This window comes from Pedobacter anseongensis (assembly GCF_037482965.1).
GTDB classification, from domain to species: Bacteria; Bacteroidota; Bacteroidia; order Sphingobacteriales; family Sphingobacteriaceae; genus Pedobacter; species Pedobacter anseongensis.
Window position 1 is genome coordinate 175,288 of sequence record NZ_JBBHKB010000004.1, and the last position, 18,274, is coordinate 193,561.

Annotated in this window: 14 protein-coding genes; 9 read left to right on the top strand and 5 right to left on the bottom strand. The window is 38.3% G+C overall.

Features of this window, described 5'->3' with window-relative positions:
* Window position 1 precedes the first annotated feature (1 nt).
* The gene (locus WG904_RS14895; protein WP_339580130.1) at window positions 2-1,588 is read right to left on the bottom strand and encodes a family 43 glycosylhydrolase; all 1,587 of its coding nucleotides are present in this window, start codon (window positions 1,586-1,588) and stop codon (window positions 2-4) included.
* A 39-nt stretch (window positions 1,589-1,627) separates the two neighbouring features.
* The gene (locus WG904_RS14900; protein ID WP_339580131.1) at window positions 1,628-4,579 is read right to left on the bottom strand and encodes a sugar-binding domain-containing protein; all 2,952 of its coding nucleotides are present in this window, start codon (window positions 4,577-4,579) and stop codon (window positions 1,628-1,630) included.
* A gap of 269 nt (window positions 4,580-4,848) precedes the next feature.
* On the opposite strand from WG904_RS14900, the gene WG904_RS14905 reads away from it, so the two are divergent.
* The 7 genes from WG904_RS14905 to WG904_RS14935 all read left to right on the top strand — a co-directional run bounded on the left by WG904_RS14905 (window position 4,849) and on the right by WG904_RS14935 (window position 11,047).
* Window positions 4,849-5,907, top strand: a complete 1,059-nt coding sequence (locus WG904_RS14905; RefSeq protein WP_339580132.1) for a sensor histidine kinase — start codon at window positions 4,849-4,851, stop codon at window positions 5,905-5,907.
* Window positions 5,904-6,593 (top strand): LytR/AlgR family response regulator transcription factor, encoded by a 690-nt coding sequence (locus tag WG904_RS14910; RefSeq protein ID WP_339580133.1) that lies wholly within the window; start codon window positions 5,904-5,906, stop codon window positions 6,591-6,593. The genes WG904_RS14905 and WG904_RS14910 overlap by 4 nt, the downstream gene beginning before the upstream one ends.
* Before the next feature lie 109 nt (window positions 6,594-6,702).
* Window positions 6,703-8,433 (top strand): CocE/NonD family hydrolase, encoded by a 1,731-nt coding sequence (locus WG904_RS14915; protein WP_339580134.1) that lies wholly within the window; start codon window positions 6,703-6,705, stop codon window positions 8,431-8,433.
* Between the two features lie 37 nt (window positions 8,434-8,470).
* Complete coding sequence (locus WG904_RS14920) at window positions 8,471-9,082, top strand: competence protein CoiA family protein (protein WP_339580135.1); 612 nt, start codon at window positions 8,471-8,473, stop codon at window positions 9,080-9,082.
* 6 nt (window positions 9,083-9,088) lie between these two features.
* A complete protein-coding gene (locus WG904_RS14925; RefSeq protein ID WP_339580136.1) occupies window positions 9,089-10,282 on the top strand; it encodes an MFS transporter in 1,194 nt (397 codons plus the stop codon).
* A gap of 72 nt (window positions 10,283-10,354) precedes the next feature.
* On the top strand, window positions 10,355-10,570 hold the full coding sequence (locus WG904_RS14930) for a YtxH domain-containing protein (protein WP_339580137.1): 216 nt from the start codon (window positions 10,355-10,357) through the stop codon (window positions 10,568-10,570).
* 12 nt (window positions 10,571-10,582) lie between these two features.
* Window positions 10,583-11,047, top strand: a complete 465-nt coding sequence (locus tag WG904_RS14935) for a low affinity iron permease family protein (RefSeq protein ID WP_339580138.1) — start codon at window positions 10,583-10,585, stop codon at window positions 11,045-11,047.
* Between the two features lie 56 nt (window positions 11,048-11,103).
* On the opposite strand, the gene WG904_RS14940 is transcribed toward WG904_RS14935, so the two are convergent.
* Window positions 11,104-11,778 carry a DUF4397 domain-containing protein gene (locus WG904_RS14940; protein ID WP_339580139.1) on the bottom strand — a complete coding sequence of 225 codons (675 nt, stop codon included), beginning with the start codon at window positions 11,776-11,778 and terminating at the stop codon, window positions 11,104-11,106.
* Window positions 11,779-12,158: 380 nt separating this feature from the next.
* Entirely contained in the window at window positions 12,159-12,518 is a 360-nt protein-coding gene (locus WG904_RS14945; RefSeq protein WP_339580140.1) for a DUF4180 domain-containing protein, read from the bottom strand.
* Window positions 12,519-12,610: 92 nt separating this feature from the next.
* On the opposite strand from WG904_RS14945, the gene WG904_RS14950 reads away from it, so the two are divergent.
* Together WG904_RS14950 and WG904_RS14955 are read left to right on the top strand one after the other, a co-directional pair.
* Window positions 12,611-14,578 (top strand): sialate O-acetylesterase, encoded by a 1,968-nt coding sequence (locus tag WG904_RS14950; RefSeq protein ID WP_339580141.1) that lies wholly within the window; start codon window positions 12,611-12,613, stop codon window positions 14,576-14,578.
* A gap of 298 nt (window positions 14,579-14,876) precedes the next feature.
* Window positions 14,877-15,857, top strand: a complete 981-nt coding sequence (locus WG904_RS14955; protein WP_339580142.1) for a c-type cytochrome — start codon at window positions 14,877-14,879, stop codon at window positions 15,855-15,857.
* A gap of 28 nt (window positions 15,858-15,885) precedes the next feature.
* Here WG904_RS14955 and WG904_RS14960 read toward each other — a convergent pair whose 3' ends face one another.
* Window positions 15,886-18,225 carry a S9 family peptidase gene (locus WG904_RS14960; RefSeq protein ID WP_339580143.1) on the bottom strand — a complete coding sequence of 780 codons (2,340 nt, stop codon included), beginning with the start codon at window positions 18,223-18,225 and terminating at the stop codon, window positions 15,886-15,888.
* Window positions 18,226-18,274 lie beyond the last annotated feature (49 nt).

Here is an 18,274-nt window from a genome sequence, read left to right on the forward strand (position 1 = left end):
CTCAATTCCTAGTCAATACCACATCATCAACATCACAAACCGCACTCGACTTTCCATCTGCAAAAAAACCAATTTCTACTTTCCCTGCCTTCACTGAAATATTTTTTATGGCGATGATTTGCCATGTGATGTTTTCTTTCATTATAGGGCAATGGAAGGTTTTTCCATTGCTAATTGCATACATTTCTAGCAAGTTAAACCCTTTGTTGTTTTTCACTTTGGCAGTTAACGTATACAACCCATCTTTTAATTTCACATCAGGTGATGATGCAATCTGTTGCGAAACTTTTCTTTTAAAATTAATTTTATCACTAATTCTTAAACTTTTTTCGCAAATCACCGATTTTCTATCCGTCTCCGTATTAAAATGATTCAGATCTGGGGAAGAAGCACTATCTAGGCTAATTTTATTACCTGCGATAATGGTAGTTTGCCAACCTGTTAATTCGGTTTGCACAGGCTTTATTGCGCTAGGGATGCGTTTGCGATCGGCCTCAAAACTCCCATTGATGGTGTAATTGTTATCTAGTGCTACCGACCATTTTCCTGTTTTAGTATTTAAATTCCAAGAGTTTAGCGAATTAAAATATGGTATTTTTCCATCAAAAGACATTGGGCACCACTGGTTATAACCTAAGCCATTTCCTGCAAAATTAGCCCATCTGTCGCCACAATAAATCACGGTTTCTTGCTCACTACCTTTTACATTTACGAAAAAGCCGGTTTGCGATACGTGAGCATAATCATTTTTAGCACCTTCGGTTTCGAGCATCTTATTCGAGGGTAGGTAAGGTCCCCTAATATTATCGGCCATTAGGTAATATGCATGTGAAGAATCCCACCCATAAATATTCGATGCGTACATGTAATATTTACCTCTGTATTTAAACATACAATTACCTTCTCTACTTTCGCCTTTAAAAATCTCCGTACAATCGATCAAATTTACTTTTCCATCTTTAACACCAATTTCCGAAACATAGATTTTATTTCGACCTTTTCCATACGAATAAATGAGATACGATTTACCTGTATCTTCGTCGGTAAATACGGTTTGGTCGCCCGTATTGGTCGTACCAATCATACGTTCCATATTAATCTTCTGATGCCAGATAAATTGCCCGTTTGGAGAATCAGAAACAGTAATCAGCACTTGATTGCCATGTTGAATAAACATTGCGTACTTTTTTAACGCTTTGATATAGCTTACCCCTAAACGCCCAACCCAAGTTTTACCCGTTTTATTGGTCTCATTTTTAGTCAATACATTGCCTTCAAAGGTCCAATTTGTTAAATCTGTTGAACTGTAACAAGTAACCGCTTCGAAAGTAGCTTTTGGTTGTGTGATTGATGGATCTTTGCGATAAATATCAGCTTCTGCATAGTGTACACCATACCAATAATAGATGTTGTTAAACTTAAATATACCACCACCCTGACTATTTATAGGTTGCCCATCTTTGGTGTTCCAAAACACATCGTTTTTAATGTTTTGTGCTATTGTTCGGGTTACAATTAAGGTAAAGGACAATAAAACTGTAACAAAAAACAGGAAGAGGGGGAGATATGATTTATAGCTTGTTTTCATTTTTAAATTTACTTTATGACGATTCTTGTTCACAAACAATTATGGATTCGTATAAATCTCTGCTTCAATAATACTCAAACCTCCTTTTAACTTGGTTTCTGCTCGTTCCACACCGTCGTCCAATTTTTTACCATTCACTTCTACACCAATATTCGCATTATTATCCTTGCCCGAACCCATTAACTGTATGGTTACGGTTTTACCTTTTGTAGGCGTACAGATAGCAGTAAAATAACCTAAACTATTTTTGCTGTTTCCTTTAAACACCTCTTTTCCATCTACTAAGATGCGTAACGGATAAATTTTTGTCCTAAACCCATTCAATTTTAATTCTACCTGAGTAATGGTACTTTCTTTTTCGAGCGTGTAAGTTATCCATCCTGTACCTAATGTGCCATCATTTACCCAGTCGCTGAGCTCATTATCGTCGTAACTTAATTTTGCTTTATCGTTATTTGCGCCAGCGCTAGCGCTACTAATTTTAACTGTTTTGCGACTAATTTGATACGATGCACCAATGGGTGTTGGGCCTTTACTTAAATTCGATTTTAAACCCTCCGCAGGGAACTCCGACGATAAACCAGTCTTAACCATAACAGGTAGGGTTTCTAAGGTAATTGTTGCAGGTTTTAATCCATCTGCCGTTGCAGTAACCTTAATTTTGCCAGCGGTAGTTGTAGAGCGTATTAACACTCGATTTACACCTCCTTCAACGGGTAACGACTTTGCTAAAATATAATTATCTGGGCCTTGCGCAATGCCCCCGCGCCACTCGGCCTCACCAATAACTGAAAAATTAATCATGTTTAGTGCAATTGGGCAGCGGTTGCCTGCTGCATCAACCACTTCTATTTGCAGCAAGGCTAAATCAGCACCATCTGCTTTAAACCCTGTAGGATTTTGCATTTTAGTTAATTTTAGACCAACTGGCTTGCCCACTGTTTTTAAGTTTGTTTCTGCTAATTTTAATCCTTTTACATCATAAGAAATTGCTTTTAGCGAGCCTGGCTTATAATTTACATTTTTAAAGGTGTATAAAAATCCATTGCTTTTTTCGCCAAACCCTAAGGGTTTTCCATTTAAGAACAACGCTACCTTATCGCCACTAGCCACCACATACACATTCTTTTTCGTTCCTGCTTTGTAATTCCAATGTCCCATTATATGGATACCGGTTTTTCTTGCATCAACCCAGCCATCCCACATTACTTTATGTGCAAAATACCCATCTTTCGGAATGCGCATGGCATCTACTTCACCACTTCGGCGGTAATTTTCTTCACCGCGATGGTGTGTATTTGAATCAGAAAAGATGATGTTTACGCCACCCGAACTTACTCTTGTGCCCGTACCTGGTCGTTCTTGATAATATTCGTTCCAACGAATTACATCTTCAATGGCATGCGAATCTTGGTTTCTATTGTAATCGCTTGCATCGGCATCTTTGTATTTCGGTCCAGCCCCATTTATATGATAAGGAGGCGAAAATTCGTCCCAATACTTACGTAAACCCTCATCTCTCGAATATTCGGTTGCCCATAATGGCTTGCCAGCACTTTTGTTAATGTATAACATTTCTCCTCCGTATTCAGCAGCATCAATATCGAGCATTTCTCTAGATCCAATGGCACGTCCACCGTTCGGGTCGTAGCGGTTACGAATGTCTTTCATCTCTATCATGTGCTCAGCACTAATCGATTCATTTCCACACTCGTAGAAAACGATGCTCGGGTTGTTTCGGTTATAGATAATAGCATCGGTCATTACCGCTTTACGCTGATCCCATCTAGTTCCAGTTACATCTTTTTCTGAGTCGCCTGCGGGCATCGCTTGTAGTAAACCCACTCTATCGCACGATTCGATATCTTGTTTCCACGGAGTGATGTGCATCCACCGCACCAAATTGGCATTACTTTCTACCATCAGCTGATTGCTGTAATCACTTAACCATGCAGGAACCGATAAACCAATTGCAGGCCATTCGTTACTGGAGCGTTGTGCATAGCCTTTCATCATCAAAACACGGTCGTTCAAGTAAACCATTCCATTTTTGAACCCAGTTTTTCTGAAACCTGTTTTGGTGATTAACTCATCAACACTGTCGCCGTTTACTTTTAATTTTGAATTAATGGTATACAAATAACCATACCCCCAACTCCAAAAATTTAAGTTGCCTACTAACGATTCGGCTTTTAAAATGGCTGTTTCCCCTGCTGCTAAACTTTGTGGCGCTGCGCTAAAGATTTTGATAATTTTTCCATAAGCATCTTTAATTTCTACCTCGTAAGTTATATTTTTTGCTTCGTTAGTTTCATTTCTAATTTCAGATTCAGAAACTATTACCGCGCTTTTACCTGTGATATCAAAATCCTTTGCATAGATGTAATTACCCGTTGTTTTTAAGGTAGAATACAATCCTAAAGTTTGAAAAATTTTACCAGTAATGTGTAATTTCACATTTTTTGAGATGCCTCCGTAGTTGGCATTAAAGTTTTTATCGTTCCATTGATAGGTAGAGTTAGTAGCTTTTTCTCTGTAGGTCCACGAGTTATCAGTTTTTACAGCTATAACATTTTCCTTGCCTTCTACAATTAAATTGCTAATATCGAACCCGAAAGCAGTGATGCCATTTTCGTGTCGGCCAATAAATTTTCCATTCAAGTAAAATTCGCCTGCTTGGCGTACGCCTTCAAACTCAAGAAATACTTTTTTATCTGCGCTGCCAATTGGTATGCTAAAACGTTTCCGATACCAAGCAATGCCTGTTGATAAATTTTCGATAGATTTTTTAAAGGCTTCATCTTCGTTCCAAGCATAAGGTAGGGTAATGCCTTTCCATGTTTTATCGTCGAAATCGGTAGCTTCGGCACCAACTGCATCACCAACATACACCTTCCAATCTGGATTAAAATTATAGGTACTTCGCTGGTTTTGGGCAAACGTAAGCTGGGTTATTAGTGCGAAAACAAAAAAAAACAGGTTTCGTTTCATGAGATTTGATTTATAATTTGGTGAAGTGAAACTATTGTTTTTTAGGTAATCTGCCATCCTGTACTATACTGTTCAATTGCGGAATCGAATTCACAATTATTTAAAATGCCATTAAATTTGCGAACGCTTTATTTAAATCCACGTAAACGTTTGCGTATTTACCAATAATATTCTCAATTAATACCTCTTCATCACCCAAAATACCGCACTCCTGTACTTTATCTTTCTTTTTACTTTTTTTTGTGTTGCTTTGTTTTCACTAAACGAAAATGCCAAAAAACAAACCTATATCGCTTTATTGGAAGTGCCAACTTATGGGGTGGACTACCGCATCACTCTATTGGATGTTTCAAGGCTACACTACAGGCCGATTTTTATGGGGTATGGCTGTAATCCAGTTACTTAGCGATTTGGTGGTTTACATTGCGATAACTCATCTTTATCGGGCTTTTGCACGGCTAAATAACTGGCAACAATTATCGCTGAACAGGCTTATTTGGCGTATAGTTATAGCTGTTCCACTTATGGCAATTTTGTATTTGCTCGTAACATTAATAAAGCTTTATGCGGTAAGGTGGTTATTCCAAACGCACCAACAGCAGAGTTTTTCTGGTTTTTTTGAGGATAATGCACTGGGGATTTACGTGGCCGGCCTCCGCCTGATGGCCATTTGGCTATTGGCTTATCACCTTTATCATTATGCAAAACGAGAGATTAATTTGGCATCAGAAAATGCAAAATTAGCGCTTAGCGTTAAACAAGCACAATTGGATAATCTTTCTTCACAGTTAAATCCACATTTTCTTTTTAATGCACTTAATACCATAAAATCGTTAATTTTTACTAACCCTAATTCAGCGGCACGTGCAATTGATTTAATGAGTGAGCTATTAAGAAGTGGATTGTATAGTGGTGATGTAGTAGAAATACCTCTAGCCGATGAAATCGATTTAGTGAAAGATTATTTAGAACTCGAAAAGTTACGACTGCAGGAAAGATTAAGCTATCGTTTTGAAATTGATCCTTCGTTAGCCCCCATTCTAGTGCCTAGAATGAGCGTGCAAACCTTAGTCGAAAATGCAGTAAAATACGGGATAGCTAATCAAAAGCATGGGGGTGAACTTATAATTTACGGAATAAAAGAGAAAGATTTTAATTGCTTAAGGGTGGTGAATACCGGAAAGTTGGGAAAAAATGTTAACCAATTTGGGGTGGGGTTAAAAAATTTAAAATCACGACTAAAAATGGTTTATCATGAGCAAGCTAGTTTTAGCCTATATGAATACGAAGAAAAGGTTTGCGCTGAAATTAAAATTCCTGTCCGATGAAAAAGATACGTGCGTTAATTATCGACGATGAGCCCGCTGCAAGAATGGAGCTTGTTCGGATGTTAAAAAACTATCCACAAGTAACCCTTTTGGCAGAGGCAGGTGATGTAGATCAAGCCGAATCACTTATAAAATTGCTAAAACCTGATCTACTATTTTTAGATATTCAAATGCCCGATGCATCTGGTTTTGAGCTGCTAGAAAGATTAGAACAGCTGCCACAGGTTATTTTTGTAACCGCATTTGATCGTTATGCCTTGCAGGCTTTTGAAGTGAGCGCATTAGATTACCTCATGAAACCTGTTCGTGAGGAGCGATTTGCCAAAGCCATTCATCAAGTCATAGAAAAGATTAACTATGGATATGAGCCATCTGTTTTTATAAAAGACCGTGGTAGGCATCACCTCATAAAATGGAAAGATGTGCACTTAATCGAGTCGGTCGAAAATTATGCTCGAATTCATTTTGGTAATGAACATGTTTTATTAAAAACTTCATTGAATAAACTTGTAAAAAATCCTGATTGTGCACATTTTTTTAGAGCCGGACGTGCACAACTGTTTAACCTGAACTATGTGAAAGAAATCGGTACAGATAAAGAGGGAATGTGGGTAAAATTAACAACAGATGAACTCATACGGCTGTCGGAGCGACAGGCATCCAAATTTAGAAACATCAATAAATAAAATTTTTTAAAATGAACCGACCATGATTAAAGAATCATTAAACACACAAGGTATGATTATTTAATCATGGTAAGGAACATCTGACAACTAAAAACAAAATTATAAACAGATGAAAAATAACTTGATAAAATCGAGCATGGCATTGCTATGCCTATTCATTGGGATGAGTGGCTTTTGTCAACAAAAAATTCCTAATGCAGAAAATTACATCATTAACGATAGCGTGATGATTAAAACGACTTATGGCATAACGCTTTCGGCAGTAGTGGTAAGAAAAAAGGGAGCTCAGGAGAAACTACCTACAGCATTATTTTACTTCATTTATTCGAATACATATAGAAGTTTGATGGATGCAAAAGTAGCGGCCGACCATGGTTATATAGGTATTGTGGCCGATGCTAGAGGTAAGCGGCTAAGCAAAGATACCCCTGCACCTTATGAACACGAAGTTAAAGACGTAAATGCAGTTATCGATTGGATAATTGCCCAACCTTGGAGCGATGGTAGAGTAGGAATGTATGGCGGAAGCTATTCGGGCTTTGCACAATGGGCGGCAACAAAATATTTGCATCCTGCACTTAAAACCATTGTGCCGTACGTGGCTGCTATACCCGGACAAGGTTTGCCAATGGAAAATAATGTTTTCATCACCGCTAACTATCAATGGCCTTTTTATGTAACTAACAACAAATACACCGACAATGTAGTAAATAATGATAATGCGCGTTGGCGTAAAATGCGAGGTGCTTGGTGGGATAGTGGAGCTGCATATAATAAGATCGACAGCGTAGATGGAACGCCAAATCCATGGTTACAAAAGTGGCTTTCTCATCCAAGCTACGATAGTTATTGGCAAAATATGGTGCCTGTTGGTAACGATTTCAAGAAAATAAACATCCCAGTTTTAAGCATAACGGGGTATTACGACGATGGGCAGGTTTCTGCAATCGAATACGTAAGGGAGCACTATAAATACAACCCTAACGCAGAACATTATTTGATAATTGGACCTTATGATCATTTTGGAGCCCAATTAGGTGGGGTGCCTGAATTAAGGGGATATAAAGTAGACTCAAATGCGTTAATTGATACTAAAGAAATTACGTTCCAATGGTTCGATTTTGTTTTTAAAGGAGGAAAGAAACCCGCGTTACTAAAAGATAAGATAAATTTCGAAGTAATGGGGGCAAGTAAATGGAAGCATATAGCCTCTCTTGATAAAATGGAAAAAAACAAGATTCGGTTTTATCTAGATAGCACAATAGGCTTATCTCCGAGAAAACCCACAAAAGTAGAATTTGCTACACAAGTTGTAGATTTACAAAGCAGAAATACTTACTATAACGAATACTACCCCGATCCGATTATCAAAAAGGAAATTGGAAAAGAAAACGGAGTGTTTTATTGGACAAAGCCCTTTAAAAAATCCGTGTCAGTAAGTGGTGCTTTAGCAGGTGAACTCAAGGCAATTATCAATAAAAAAGATATAGATGTTGGCCTAGTTCTGTATGAAGTAACACCGCAAGGTGAATATTTTCAACTGTCGTACTACTTAGGAAGAGCGAGTTATGCCAAAGATAGAACTAAACGACAATTATTGGTTCCTGGCAAAGTCGAAACTATCCCTTTTTATCGCTCGCGTTATTTTAGTAAACAAATTAAAGAGGGAAGTAGATTGCTTTTGGTACTAAATATTGATAAAAATCCCTTTGCACAAATTAACTACGGAACAGGAAAAGATGTTAGCTTCGAAACGCAAAAAGATGCAGGAACTCCATTGATGATTAAATGGCTAAATACTAGTTTTATTGAATTGGGAATATCGGATTTAGATTTTTAGGTTAATTTTTTTAACTGATATTTCCTAGCTTTGCTTAATGGATCAGCTTAGCGAAGCAAGCGAAAAAACATTACGCTATTTTTCGGGAGAAACGGTATGGCACAGCGATTGGAAAAAATCATTTCCAGAAGCTTATCGTGAGAAAACTTTTTTAAACCGTAACATGGGTTATTATCATCGTGCTGATGTGTTTACAGCATGTGGTACGGCTATTGAATTCCAGAATTCACCAATTTGTTTAGAGGAACTACAAAGTAGGGAAGCGTTTTATCCTAACTTAATTTGGGTAGTAAATGGTGCAAAGTTTAAAGGCTTTAAAGTATTAAAACATTTACCCGATGTGGATGATATAAGGCTATTAGATTTCGAGTTTTCGCACACGGCTAACCTAACTATGGTTAGAAAAGGAGAATCTAAGAAAATGACCTTTCATCATCCCGAATTACGAATCATCCCGCTAACTTCGCACTATTACTCTTTTCGATGGTTAAATCCACATCGCGTGTGGTACGAAGCAAAATGCCCAATTATTATTGATCTGGGTGGTTATTTTTTATACCAGTTAAAGCAACGTAAACAGCAAAATGGCGACTATGCGTATTTGCACATGATACCTAGAAAAGACTTCATAGGTCAATTTACGACCTAAATCACTATGTTAAAAGAAAAAAATCAACAAATAGCTACTATATTAGCCTTTGCGCTTATCCCCATGTCGGGCTTTGCTACCGATGTATATATTCCGTCGCTCCCTACTATGGCGCAAACGCTAGGCGTTAGCCAGTTAGCAGTACAATTAACCTTGGGCATGTTTTTAATTAGCTATGGGGTTTCTCAGTTATTTGTAGGCAGTTTGCTCGACAGCTTCGGAAGGTATCGTATTAATTTAATTAGCTTGGCTATTTTTGCCGTAGCAAGTATAATCATTGCGAATACGGCAAATATTTATCTCATCTATGCCATGCGAATTATTCATGGTGTTACCGTTGGTGCCATTGTAGTATCGAAACGTGCTTATTTTGTAGATGTTTACACGGGTGAAAAATTGAAAAATTACCTCAGCATGTTTTCGATTATTTGGGCAACGGCACCTATTATTGCTCCCTTTGTTGGTGGGTATTTGCAAAGCTTTTTTGGATGGCAGGCTAACTTTTATTTTTTGGCCCTCTTTGCGTTCATTATTTTACTATTAGAGCTCATCTTTAGTGGCGAAACCATTAAGCAACGAATGGTATTTAGCCTTAAAAAGATTGCAAATGTCTATATCGATATGATTGGTACAGCGAGTTTTACGCTAGGAATTGTTATGTTGGGCCTATCGTATTGTATGGTAATGGTGTATAATATGACCGGTCCTTTTATCATCGAGCATCAGCTCGGCCTTAGTCCGATTGTAGCAGGTTATAGCTCACTGATCTTAGGCGCTGCAGTAATGGTAGGGGGGGTATTGGGTAAAGCAACTATTAATAAGCCATTCGTAAAAAAACTTATCGTTAATAGTGCATTACAATTGGGGTTCTGTTTAGCAATGTTCGGAAGCCTTTTCTTTGTGGCTAACCTCTATTCGCTGATCTTCTTTGCCTTTTGTATCCATGCTACTTCTGGTTATACCTTCAATACGTTTTTTACATTTTGTTTAAGTCGCTTTCCAAAGAATGCAGGCATAGCAAGTGGTTTAACCGGAGGGATAAATTATGTAATTGTTTCTTTTCTTAGCTACGGTATTATTGCCATTATTCCAGCCAAAGATGAACTTAATCTAGCCTATAGCTATGCAGTGCTGATCGCATTATCTTTGTTAGTGATGGTTGTTATTTTTAGAAATTACAGCAAAAATATCACTGCCTGAACAAATATTCGATCCAATAAAACTTTTTATATCTTAAGGTGTTGAATTATTACATTTTAAAACAATAGACCTATGGGATTTATAAAAGGAGCGTTGTTCGGTGTAGCTGTTTATGCTGCGGTTCAACACATTACAAAAAAAGATATAGTAACTGGAAGATCTCTTCTAGACGATTTTTTAGAAAAAGCCCCCGAATTTGTAAATGATGCCAAAACCTTTGCAAACGATGTTGGGATCCTTTCCAACCCATCAGTTACCGTTGTTGAGGAATATGTAGAGTTTCGTTGATAGAAAGTTTAGATGAAAAAGAAAAAAGACAATCTTTTTGAGCGAATAGCCAATGCTATAACATGTTGGACGGGGAGTTCGGCAGCGTTTTTAACTGCATTTGCAATTATATTATTCTGGGCAATTTCTGGTCCATTGTTTCACTTTTCTGATACTTGGCAGCTGGTAATTAATACTGGAACAACAATTATCACTTTTTTGATGGTTTTTTTAATTCAAAAGTCGCAAAATAAAGATGGTAAAGCCATTCAGCTAAAATTAAACGAATTAATTGCTGCCAGTAGGCACGCCAGTAATCGGATGGTTGATATAGAAGCACTTAATGAGGAAGAACTTGATGTGCTGCACCGTTATTATGCTAGGCTATCTAATGAGTCGGAAAAAGATATAGACATTCATCAATCACACTCTATTGATGCAGCAGAAAAACAACAAGAAAATAAACAGCGGGCTTTAAAAAGAGAAATTAAAAAGTAATTTATAAAAATTTCGTCAGTTGCCCATGGAAGAGCACCTGACGAAATGCTTTAATTTTAATTTTGCGCAATCACATGATATTTTGCTTCAGTGGTAGTAGACGAATCGAACCAAATGGTATAAACTTTCCCAGCTTGAAATTCGCTGCCAGCAATGGTTGTGGTTTGTAAAGAACCAATCACGTTTACATTAAGGGCGGTATTTGCATCAATAGTTTGATAAGTAGATGCACCTCTATATGCAAGTGCCGAGGCCAGAGAAGTACCGGTAGAAGTAGTAACATTAATAGCGGCACCTAAAGTGGGACTAAGGTTAATAAAACGTACCCTTGCTTTACCGCTAGTGCTGGTATTATCGTCAGAATACGCGTTTACCCCATAACTTCCATCAGCATTTTTAATGAGGAACATGGTTTGCTTGGTGTTTGCACCAACCGTAAAAGTAGCACTAGCGTTTACAGTAGTTGCAGATGAATTCCGAAATACCCCTACATTGGTACCTGATGTAATGCTTATATTCGCATTACTTCCATAAGTAAGGCTACTTATTTTTTTTGAGTCGTTCACGTAAAAGTCTTGTGCACCAGAGCCTTCAACGCTATTCACAACTGTAAGTGAAGCCATTGCGGCTGTAGGTTCATCATCTTTATCGTCTTTGCACGAAACAAACGTGAATGAGAGTGCGAGTAGAAGAGCGCTTGCTTTAATGGCGTGTTTGAAATTTTTTTTCATGATGTAGTAGATTAATTAGTTAATGAGTTGAAGATTTCAAAAACTATGCCACTGTATCTGAAAAGTTACAACCAAAAGCTATACTTCACATACGATATAATATGTAGTTCATACCGGGCATTTAGACCACTTAGTTGTGGGTAGAGCCATAGCAGGCCATTCGATTTACAACCGAGCAGATGATAATGCCTCTGGCATCTCCAGTTATTGTGCAATTAAATCAACCATTATCGCACCTTTACTTTTCGATTGCCGCATTGGGTGCTTAACATCCTACATTAATTAATCCAGCAAATGAGGTAAAACCAAATTGGAACCCAAATGACATTTTTGAAAAGAAATAAGATTTAATTATACGCTAGATCTGCCTGGCAGCTTGATTATGTAAATAATCGTTCTTTTGCTTCAGTAATACTCGATAAAAAATTAATCAGTCTTCCTTGGTTACTTTCAATTATGAAGTCACGGATACTTTTTCCTGGATATTTATCAAAACTGCCAACAATTACAAGCCTGACCCGAAAATTTGAGAATTTTTGTAGAATTTCGCCTGCTAAACCGGTTTTTAAGTCAAAAAAGTCGTCACTAATATGTTCTTCATGCAAAATTATGCCATCAAAATTTTGATAATAGCAATCTACAAGTAGTTGTAGACCACTCTCTGCTGTTGTTACTAACAAATGGTCGGCAGTTAGTTCTGCTATTCTTATTTCACCTCGCTCATGGATTTCGATGTTCATATTAGTTAGGGTTGGGTGTCGATTAATTTTTCTAAAATAGAATTTTTAGGGCTCGTTTAAGCTAACTACTTTTAAATTCGTAAATTAAGCCAATGAAAAAAAACCTAATTCTGCTGCTTTTTGTTTTATATGCATCCACAGCGTTTGCAAAAGTTAAACTCCCTTCATTTTTTACGAATAATATGGTGTTGCAACAGCAAACTAATGCTGCCATTTGGGGTGCTGCTAGTGCAGGAAAATCAGTTACACTACATACTAGTTGGGACAATAGAACGTATACTGCTACCACAACAGGTAAAGGTGAATGGAAAATTAGCGTAAGCACTCCAAAATATGGAGGCCCTTTTCGTATCACCATTTCAGATGGAGAAACACTGGTACTCGAAAATGTGCTTATTGGAGAAGTTTGGTTATGTTCTGGTCAGTCGAACATGGAAATGCCATTAGCTGGATGGGGAAAAATAAATAATTACCAACAAGAAATTAAGGATGCAACATATCCAAATATAAGGTTGTTGCAGGTAATTCATGTACCGAGCAAATTGCCACTAGATGATGTTAAAGTAACAAATGGCGGTTGGACACCGTGTAGCTCAGAAACCGTTGCTGAATTTTCATCAACCGCTTATTTCTTTGCAAGAGAAATTTATCAAAAAACAAAAATTCCTATCGGATTAATCCATACATCGTGGGGAGGTACCGTTGCAGAAGCCTGGATCAGTGCAAAAACGCTTAAAACCAATAGCGATTTTTCTGAAGAAACACTATCGATAGCAAAATCGGGTTTATCGGAATTTGGTAAATCAGAGGGCGAAAATATAGTAAATTGGCAACAATCAATGCTTCAGAACGATAGGGGTTATCAAAACGGTAGTTACACCTGGCTCAACCGTTCGGTAGATGATAACAAATGGAAAACGATACCAATGCCAAGTCAGTGGGAAAAATCGGTTTTACCTAATTTTGATGGAGTTGTGTATATACGGAAAAAAATTATACTCCCTGAAAATTGGTCGAATAAAGCATTAACTTTAAATTTAGGAGCACTCGATGATCAAGATATTACTTATTTTGATGGGGAAAAAATTGGTGAAACTCTAACCGCTAACACAAATAGAACCTATCAAATTCCGGCAAACAAAGTTACCGCCGGAGAACATACCATTGCTGTTCGAATTTTCGATAGTGGAGGTTGGGGAGGTTCACCAAGTGAGGCCAAGGCCATGAACATTGCTGTGAGTAAAGATGAGGTAATTTCAATTGCTGGCGATTGGAAATATAATGTAGGTTTAAATCTTAAAACAATTGGTCCCTCACCGCAAATTATCCAAAACGTAAACAAACCCACGCTTTTGTATAACGGAATGATTCATCCTTTTATTCAATTTGCAATTAAAGGGGTGATTTGGTATCAGGGCGAATCGAATGCATCTCGTGCTCATCAATATAGAACCCTTTTTCCTTCGTTAATTAGGGATTGGAGGAATTTGTGGAAGATTGGCGATTTTCCATTTTATTTTGTGCAACTGGCCAACTTTAAATCTGTCGAAAAAGAGCCTATACCATCTGACTGGGCCGAGCTTAGAGATGCACAACTCGGTACGCTTAGCCTTCAAAATACGGGTATGGCAGTAACGATAGATATTGGTAACGATAAAGACATTCATCCAAAAAACAAACAAGATGTTGGCAAACGTTTAGCGTTCATTGCACTGGCAAAAACATACGGAATGAAGATCCCTTTTTCTGGCCCAAGTTATTTGGCCATGAAAAAAGAAAGCGATGCTATTCGCTTAACTTTTAAGTATGCCGACGGATTAACCACCAATGGAGCTCCATTACAAGGCTTTTCAATTGCAGGCGCAGATCAGAAATTCTATTGGGCAAACGCAGAAATTGAAGGAAATACGATTATTGTAAAAAGTAAAGAAGTAGCACATCCGGTGGCGGTAAGGTACGCTTGGGCAAATAATCCAAACGCCACGCTATATAATGCGAGCGGATTACCTGCGAGTCCATTCAGAACCGACAACTGGAAAGATATAACAGCTACAAAATAATTAACTGCCAAACAGCATTTTTGATGCAATCTGTTGACTGCTAGTTAACGGTATCTCCTGCAATATGAGAATGGAAGAACTTTTGGTTAAACAATTTTCTTTGAAAATCTGGGCAACTATAAAGCGGAGGGTTGATAAGGAATAGCGTTGCCATTAAAATCGTTATTTGAAGCTTAGTAAATGCTAGATCAGCTTATATTTTAAAAATGTAACAAAAATTAAATTATCATTGTCTAAGCTGTTTTTGGAATATAATTAAACATTTGTATCTTCATTAAACCAAACAAACAACCTAACAATGAGACTCTTAAAAATTTTGATGGGGCTAATTGCCTTTGTAATACTTCTTGTGCTTGCCGGAGGTACGTATGTGAAATTTGCTTTGCCTGATGTGGGTGAAGCTCCCGAATTGGTGGTTAAACCTACAGCAGAACGTTTAGAACGTGGAAAATATTTAGCCAATCATGTAACCGTGTGTATGGATTGTCATAGCACTCGAGATTGGAGTTTATACGCTGGTCCGATGGCACAAAGCGGAATTGGTGCTGGAGGTGAAGTATTCGATCAAAAAATGGGCTTCCCAGGTTCGTTTCATGCGCCAAACATTACTCCAGGAGCGTTAAAAAATTGGACAGATGGCGAACTTTTTAGAGCCATTACCACTGGCGTAAACAAAGATGGAAAGGCCCTATTCCCGTTAATGGCTGCTCATCGCTTTGGGCAAATGGATAAGGAAGATATTTATGCCATTATTGCTTATGTGCGCTCGCTTCCTGCTGATGATAAAGTTATTCCTGCTTCAGAACCCGATTTTCCGGTTAATTTTTTAATTAATACTATGCCTAAAAAGGCTTCATTTACCACCCTCCCAAAAGAAAACGATACGCTTAAGTATGGTGGTTACCTTGTTAACGCAGCAGGCTGTGTAGATTGCCATAGTAAAATGGAAAAAGGAAGTATCGTTGCCGGAACTGAATTTGGTGGTGGTATGGAGTTTAATTTCCCTCAAGGAATTGTTCGTTCTGTAAACATTACGAATGATGTAGAAACGGGAATTGGAAGTTGGACGAAAGACGCATTTGTAAAACGTTTTCAATTGTATGTAGCACCCGGTTATCAATCACCAAAAGTAGGGGAAGGGATGAATACACCCATGCCATGGACCATGTATGGAGGAATGAAAAAAAGTGACTTGGAAGCTATTTATGCTTATTTAAGAACCGTAAAGCCTTTAAAAAATCAGGTTGTAAGGTTTGAACCTAAAAAATTAGCTAATTAGCACATTCGCTAATTAGCTAATTAAAATTTTAGTTCCTAGAGCCAACCTTCATCTGGTAATCCTTTGGCGGTGTGCCGTTTAATAAATTAGTCACAAAATAATCCCATCTGCGGCGCATCATATACGGAGCAAAAGGACCATAGCCATGTGGACTATTCGGGAACAATACCAAGTCAAAACTTTTATTTGCTTTAATTAATGCATCAACCACTAACATGGTGTTCGATGGAGGCACATTGTTATCCATCATACCATGCGCCAGTAGCAATTTACCTTTTAGGTTTTTAGCATAGTTTTGGTTCGCTTGTGCTTCGTAATTCGAATTCTCTGCTAAACCATTATAACGTTCGCCCCAATCGTCCTCGTAATTGCGATTATCGTGGTTACCCGACTCGGCTATACCCACCTTAAAGAAATCTGGATAACGGAATAAGGCTGCTGCAGTGGCAAAACCACCACCTGAATGCCCCCAGATGCCCACTTTGTTGGTGTCGATAGGGAATTGTCGCGAAAGTTGTCTGATCGCCGCAATTTGATCGGGCAATGTATTTTCGGCCATGTTGCCATAACTCATATCGTGGAAGCTCTTAGAACGGAAAGGATTGCTTGTTCCTTCAATCATCACTACAATAAAGCCTAGTTCGGCTAAAGCCTGATGATCGCCTCTCGAAGCCGAGAACGACCAGCTGCCAACACTTCCACCTTGTGGACCTGGATAAATATAATCAATTACGGGATATTTTTTTTGCGGATCCAGGTTAGTTGGCGTAAATACTAATCCATAGATGTCAGTCTTACCATCATTCGCTTTTACCGAAACCGGTGCTGGCGCTCTCCAACCTGTACCTTGTAAACGTGAAACATCCGTTTTTTCTAATTCACTAATCAATTTGCCCGTCATGCTGCGATACGTCATCGTTGGAGGTACATTTGGTTGAGAATACGTATCGATAAAATAATTCTCCGACGGAGAGAACGAAATTTGGTGATTCCCTTCCTCTGGAGTTAAAGACACTAGGTTTTTCCCATCAAAGCCAATTTTATACAAATGAGTAAAATAGGGGTTGCCAGGTTCGCGCCCACAAGCCATAAACACAAGCTGGCGATTTTTTTCATCTACTTTTAATAGCCGTGTAACTACCCATTCGCCTTTTGTGATTTGGTTTTTAAGCTTACCAGTTGTTGCATCGTACAAATACATATGTCCCCAGTTATCTCGCTCCGAATACCAAAGAATTTCATTCGTTGCAGGTAAATAGCGCCAGTTAATAGCGCCGCGACCAGATTCGAATTGTGTGTTTACCACTTCCTCAAAAACCTCGCGAACAGCACCTGAAGATGCATTTGCAATACGGAATTTCTCTATTTTGTGATCTCTTGAGGTTGATAGAAAGGCCATTTCAGAGCCGTCTGCCTTCCAATCGATATCATCAAATGTTCCGCTACTGGCAATGTCATCACTTAATGTTGCTCGGTGCGGATCTGGTGGAACTTGTAAACTCACTACTGCGCTGCTTTCTATGTCGATAATTACTCTTCGTATCGTTGGAACTGCTTTATCGCCCGGAAGGGCATATTTCCATGTTTTTAATACAGGAGCGCCTACATTGGTCGTTACCAAGTACATATCGTTAGCCATCCGTTGATCTTGCTGGAAAGTGGCTACTTTTTTCGAATCAGGCGACCATCTTACAATAGCCCTTTCGCTCGATTTCCACCCTGCATTATCGGTTGCGTATCCATAATCTTTAATCCCATCTTTAGTAAGTTGCTTTTTTTCGTTGCTTGCAACATCACGTACCCATAAATTATAGTCTTTAATGTAAACTGCTTTTTTGCCGTCAGGAGATAAGGTTTCTGGTGTACCTCCACCGCCGCCACCTCTTGCACCTCTACCTTGAAACCCATTTCTACTTGGTGCAGGTGGGGTAGATTCGTCGACGGTAACTTTATAACTCGATAAATCAACTTTCCATCGTTTTCCATCCACAGTAACGCCAACCGATTTTCCATCTGCTGAAAAGTTGAGTGCAGTAATTGGTAGTTGATTAGCTTGATAGCTTGCTCCAGTGGCTGTTGATAGTGCATTCGCCATTTTCTGATGGTTAAAAGCTGCAGTTTTGCCTTTTTTAGCGGGGTCTACCAAAATAAATTCAGTTCCCTGAACAGAAGTAGTTTGATACCAAAAACGATCGCCACCAAGCCAGTTGGGTCGCAAACTTCCCTTATCGATATACGATTCGGTGTTGTAGGACATAAATTTTTCGGCATGCTCATAATCCTTATCGGTAAAAGTCTTGCCTTGTTGGGCAGATGCACTTAAACTAAGTGCAAAACCCGTTGCCAGTAGTAAATACTTATTCATCATATTAATTAATAGCTAAAGCGTTTTAAATTCGACCTAAATTAAAATTTTT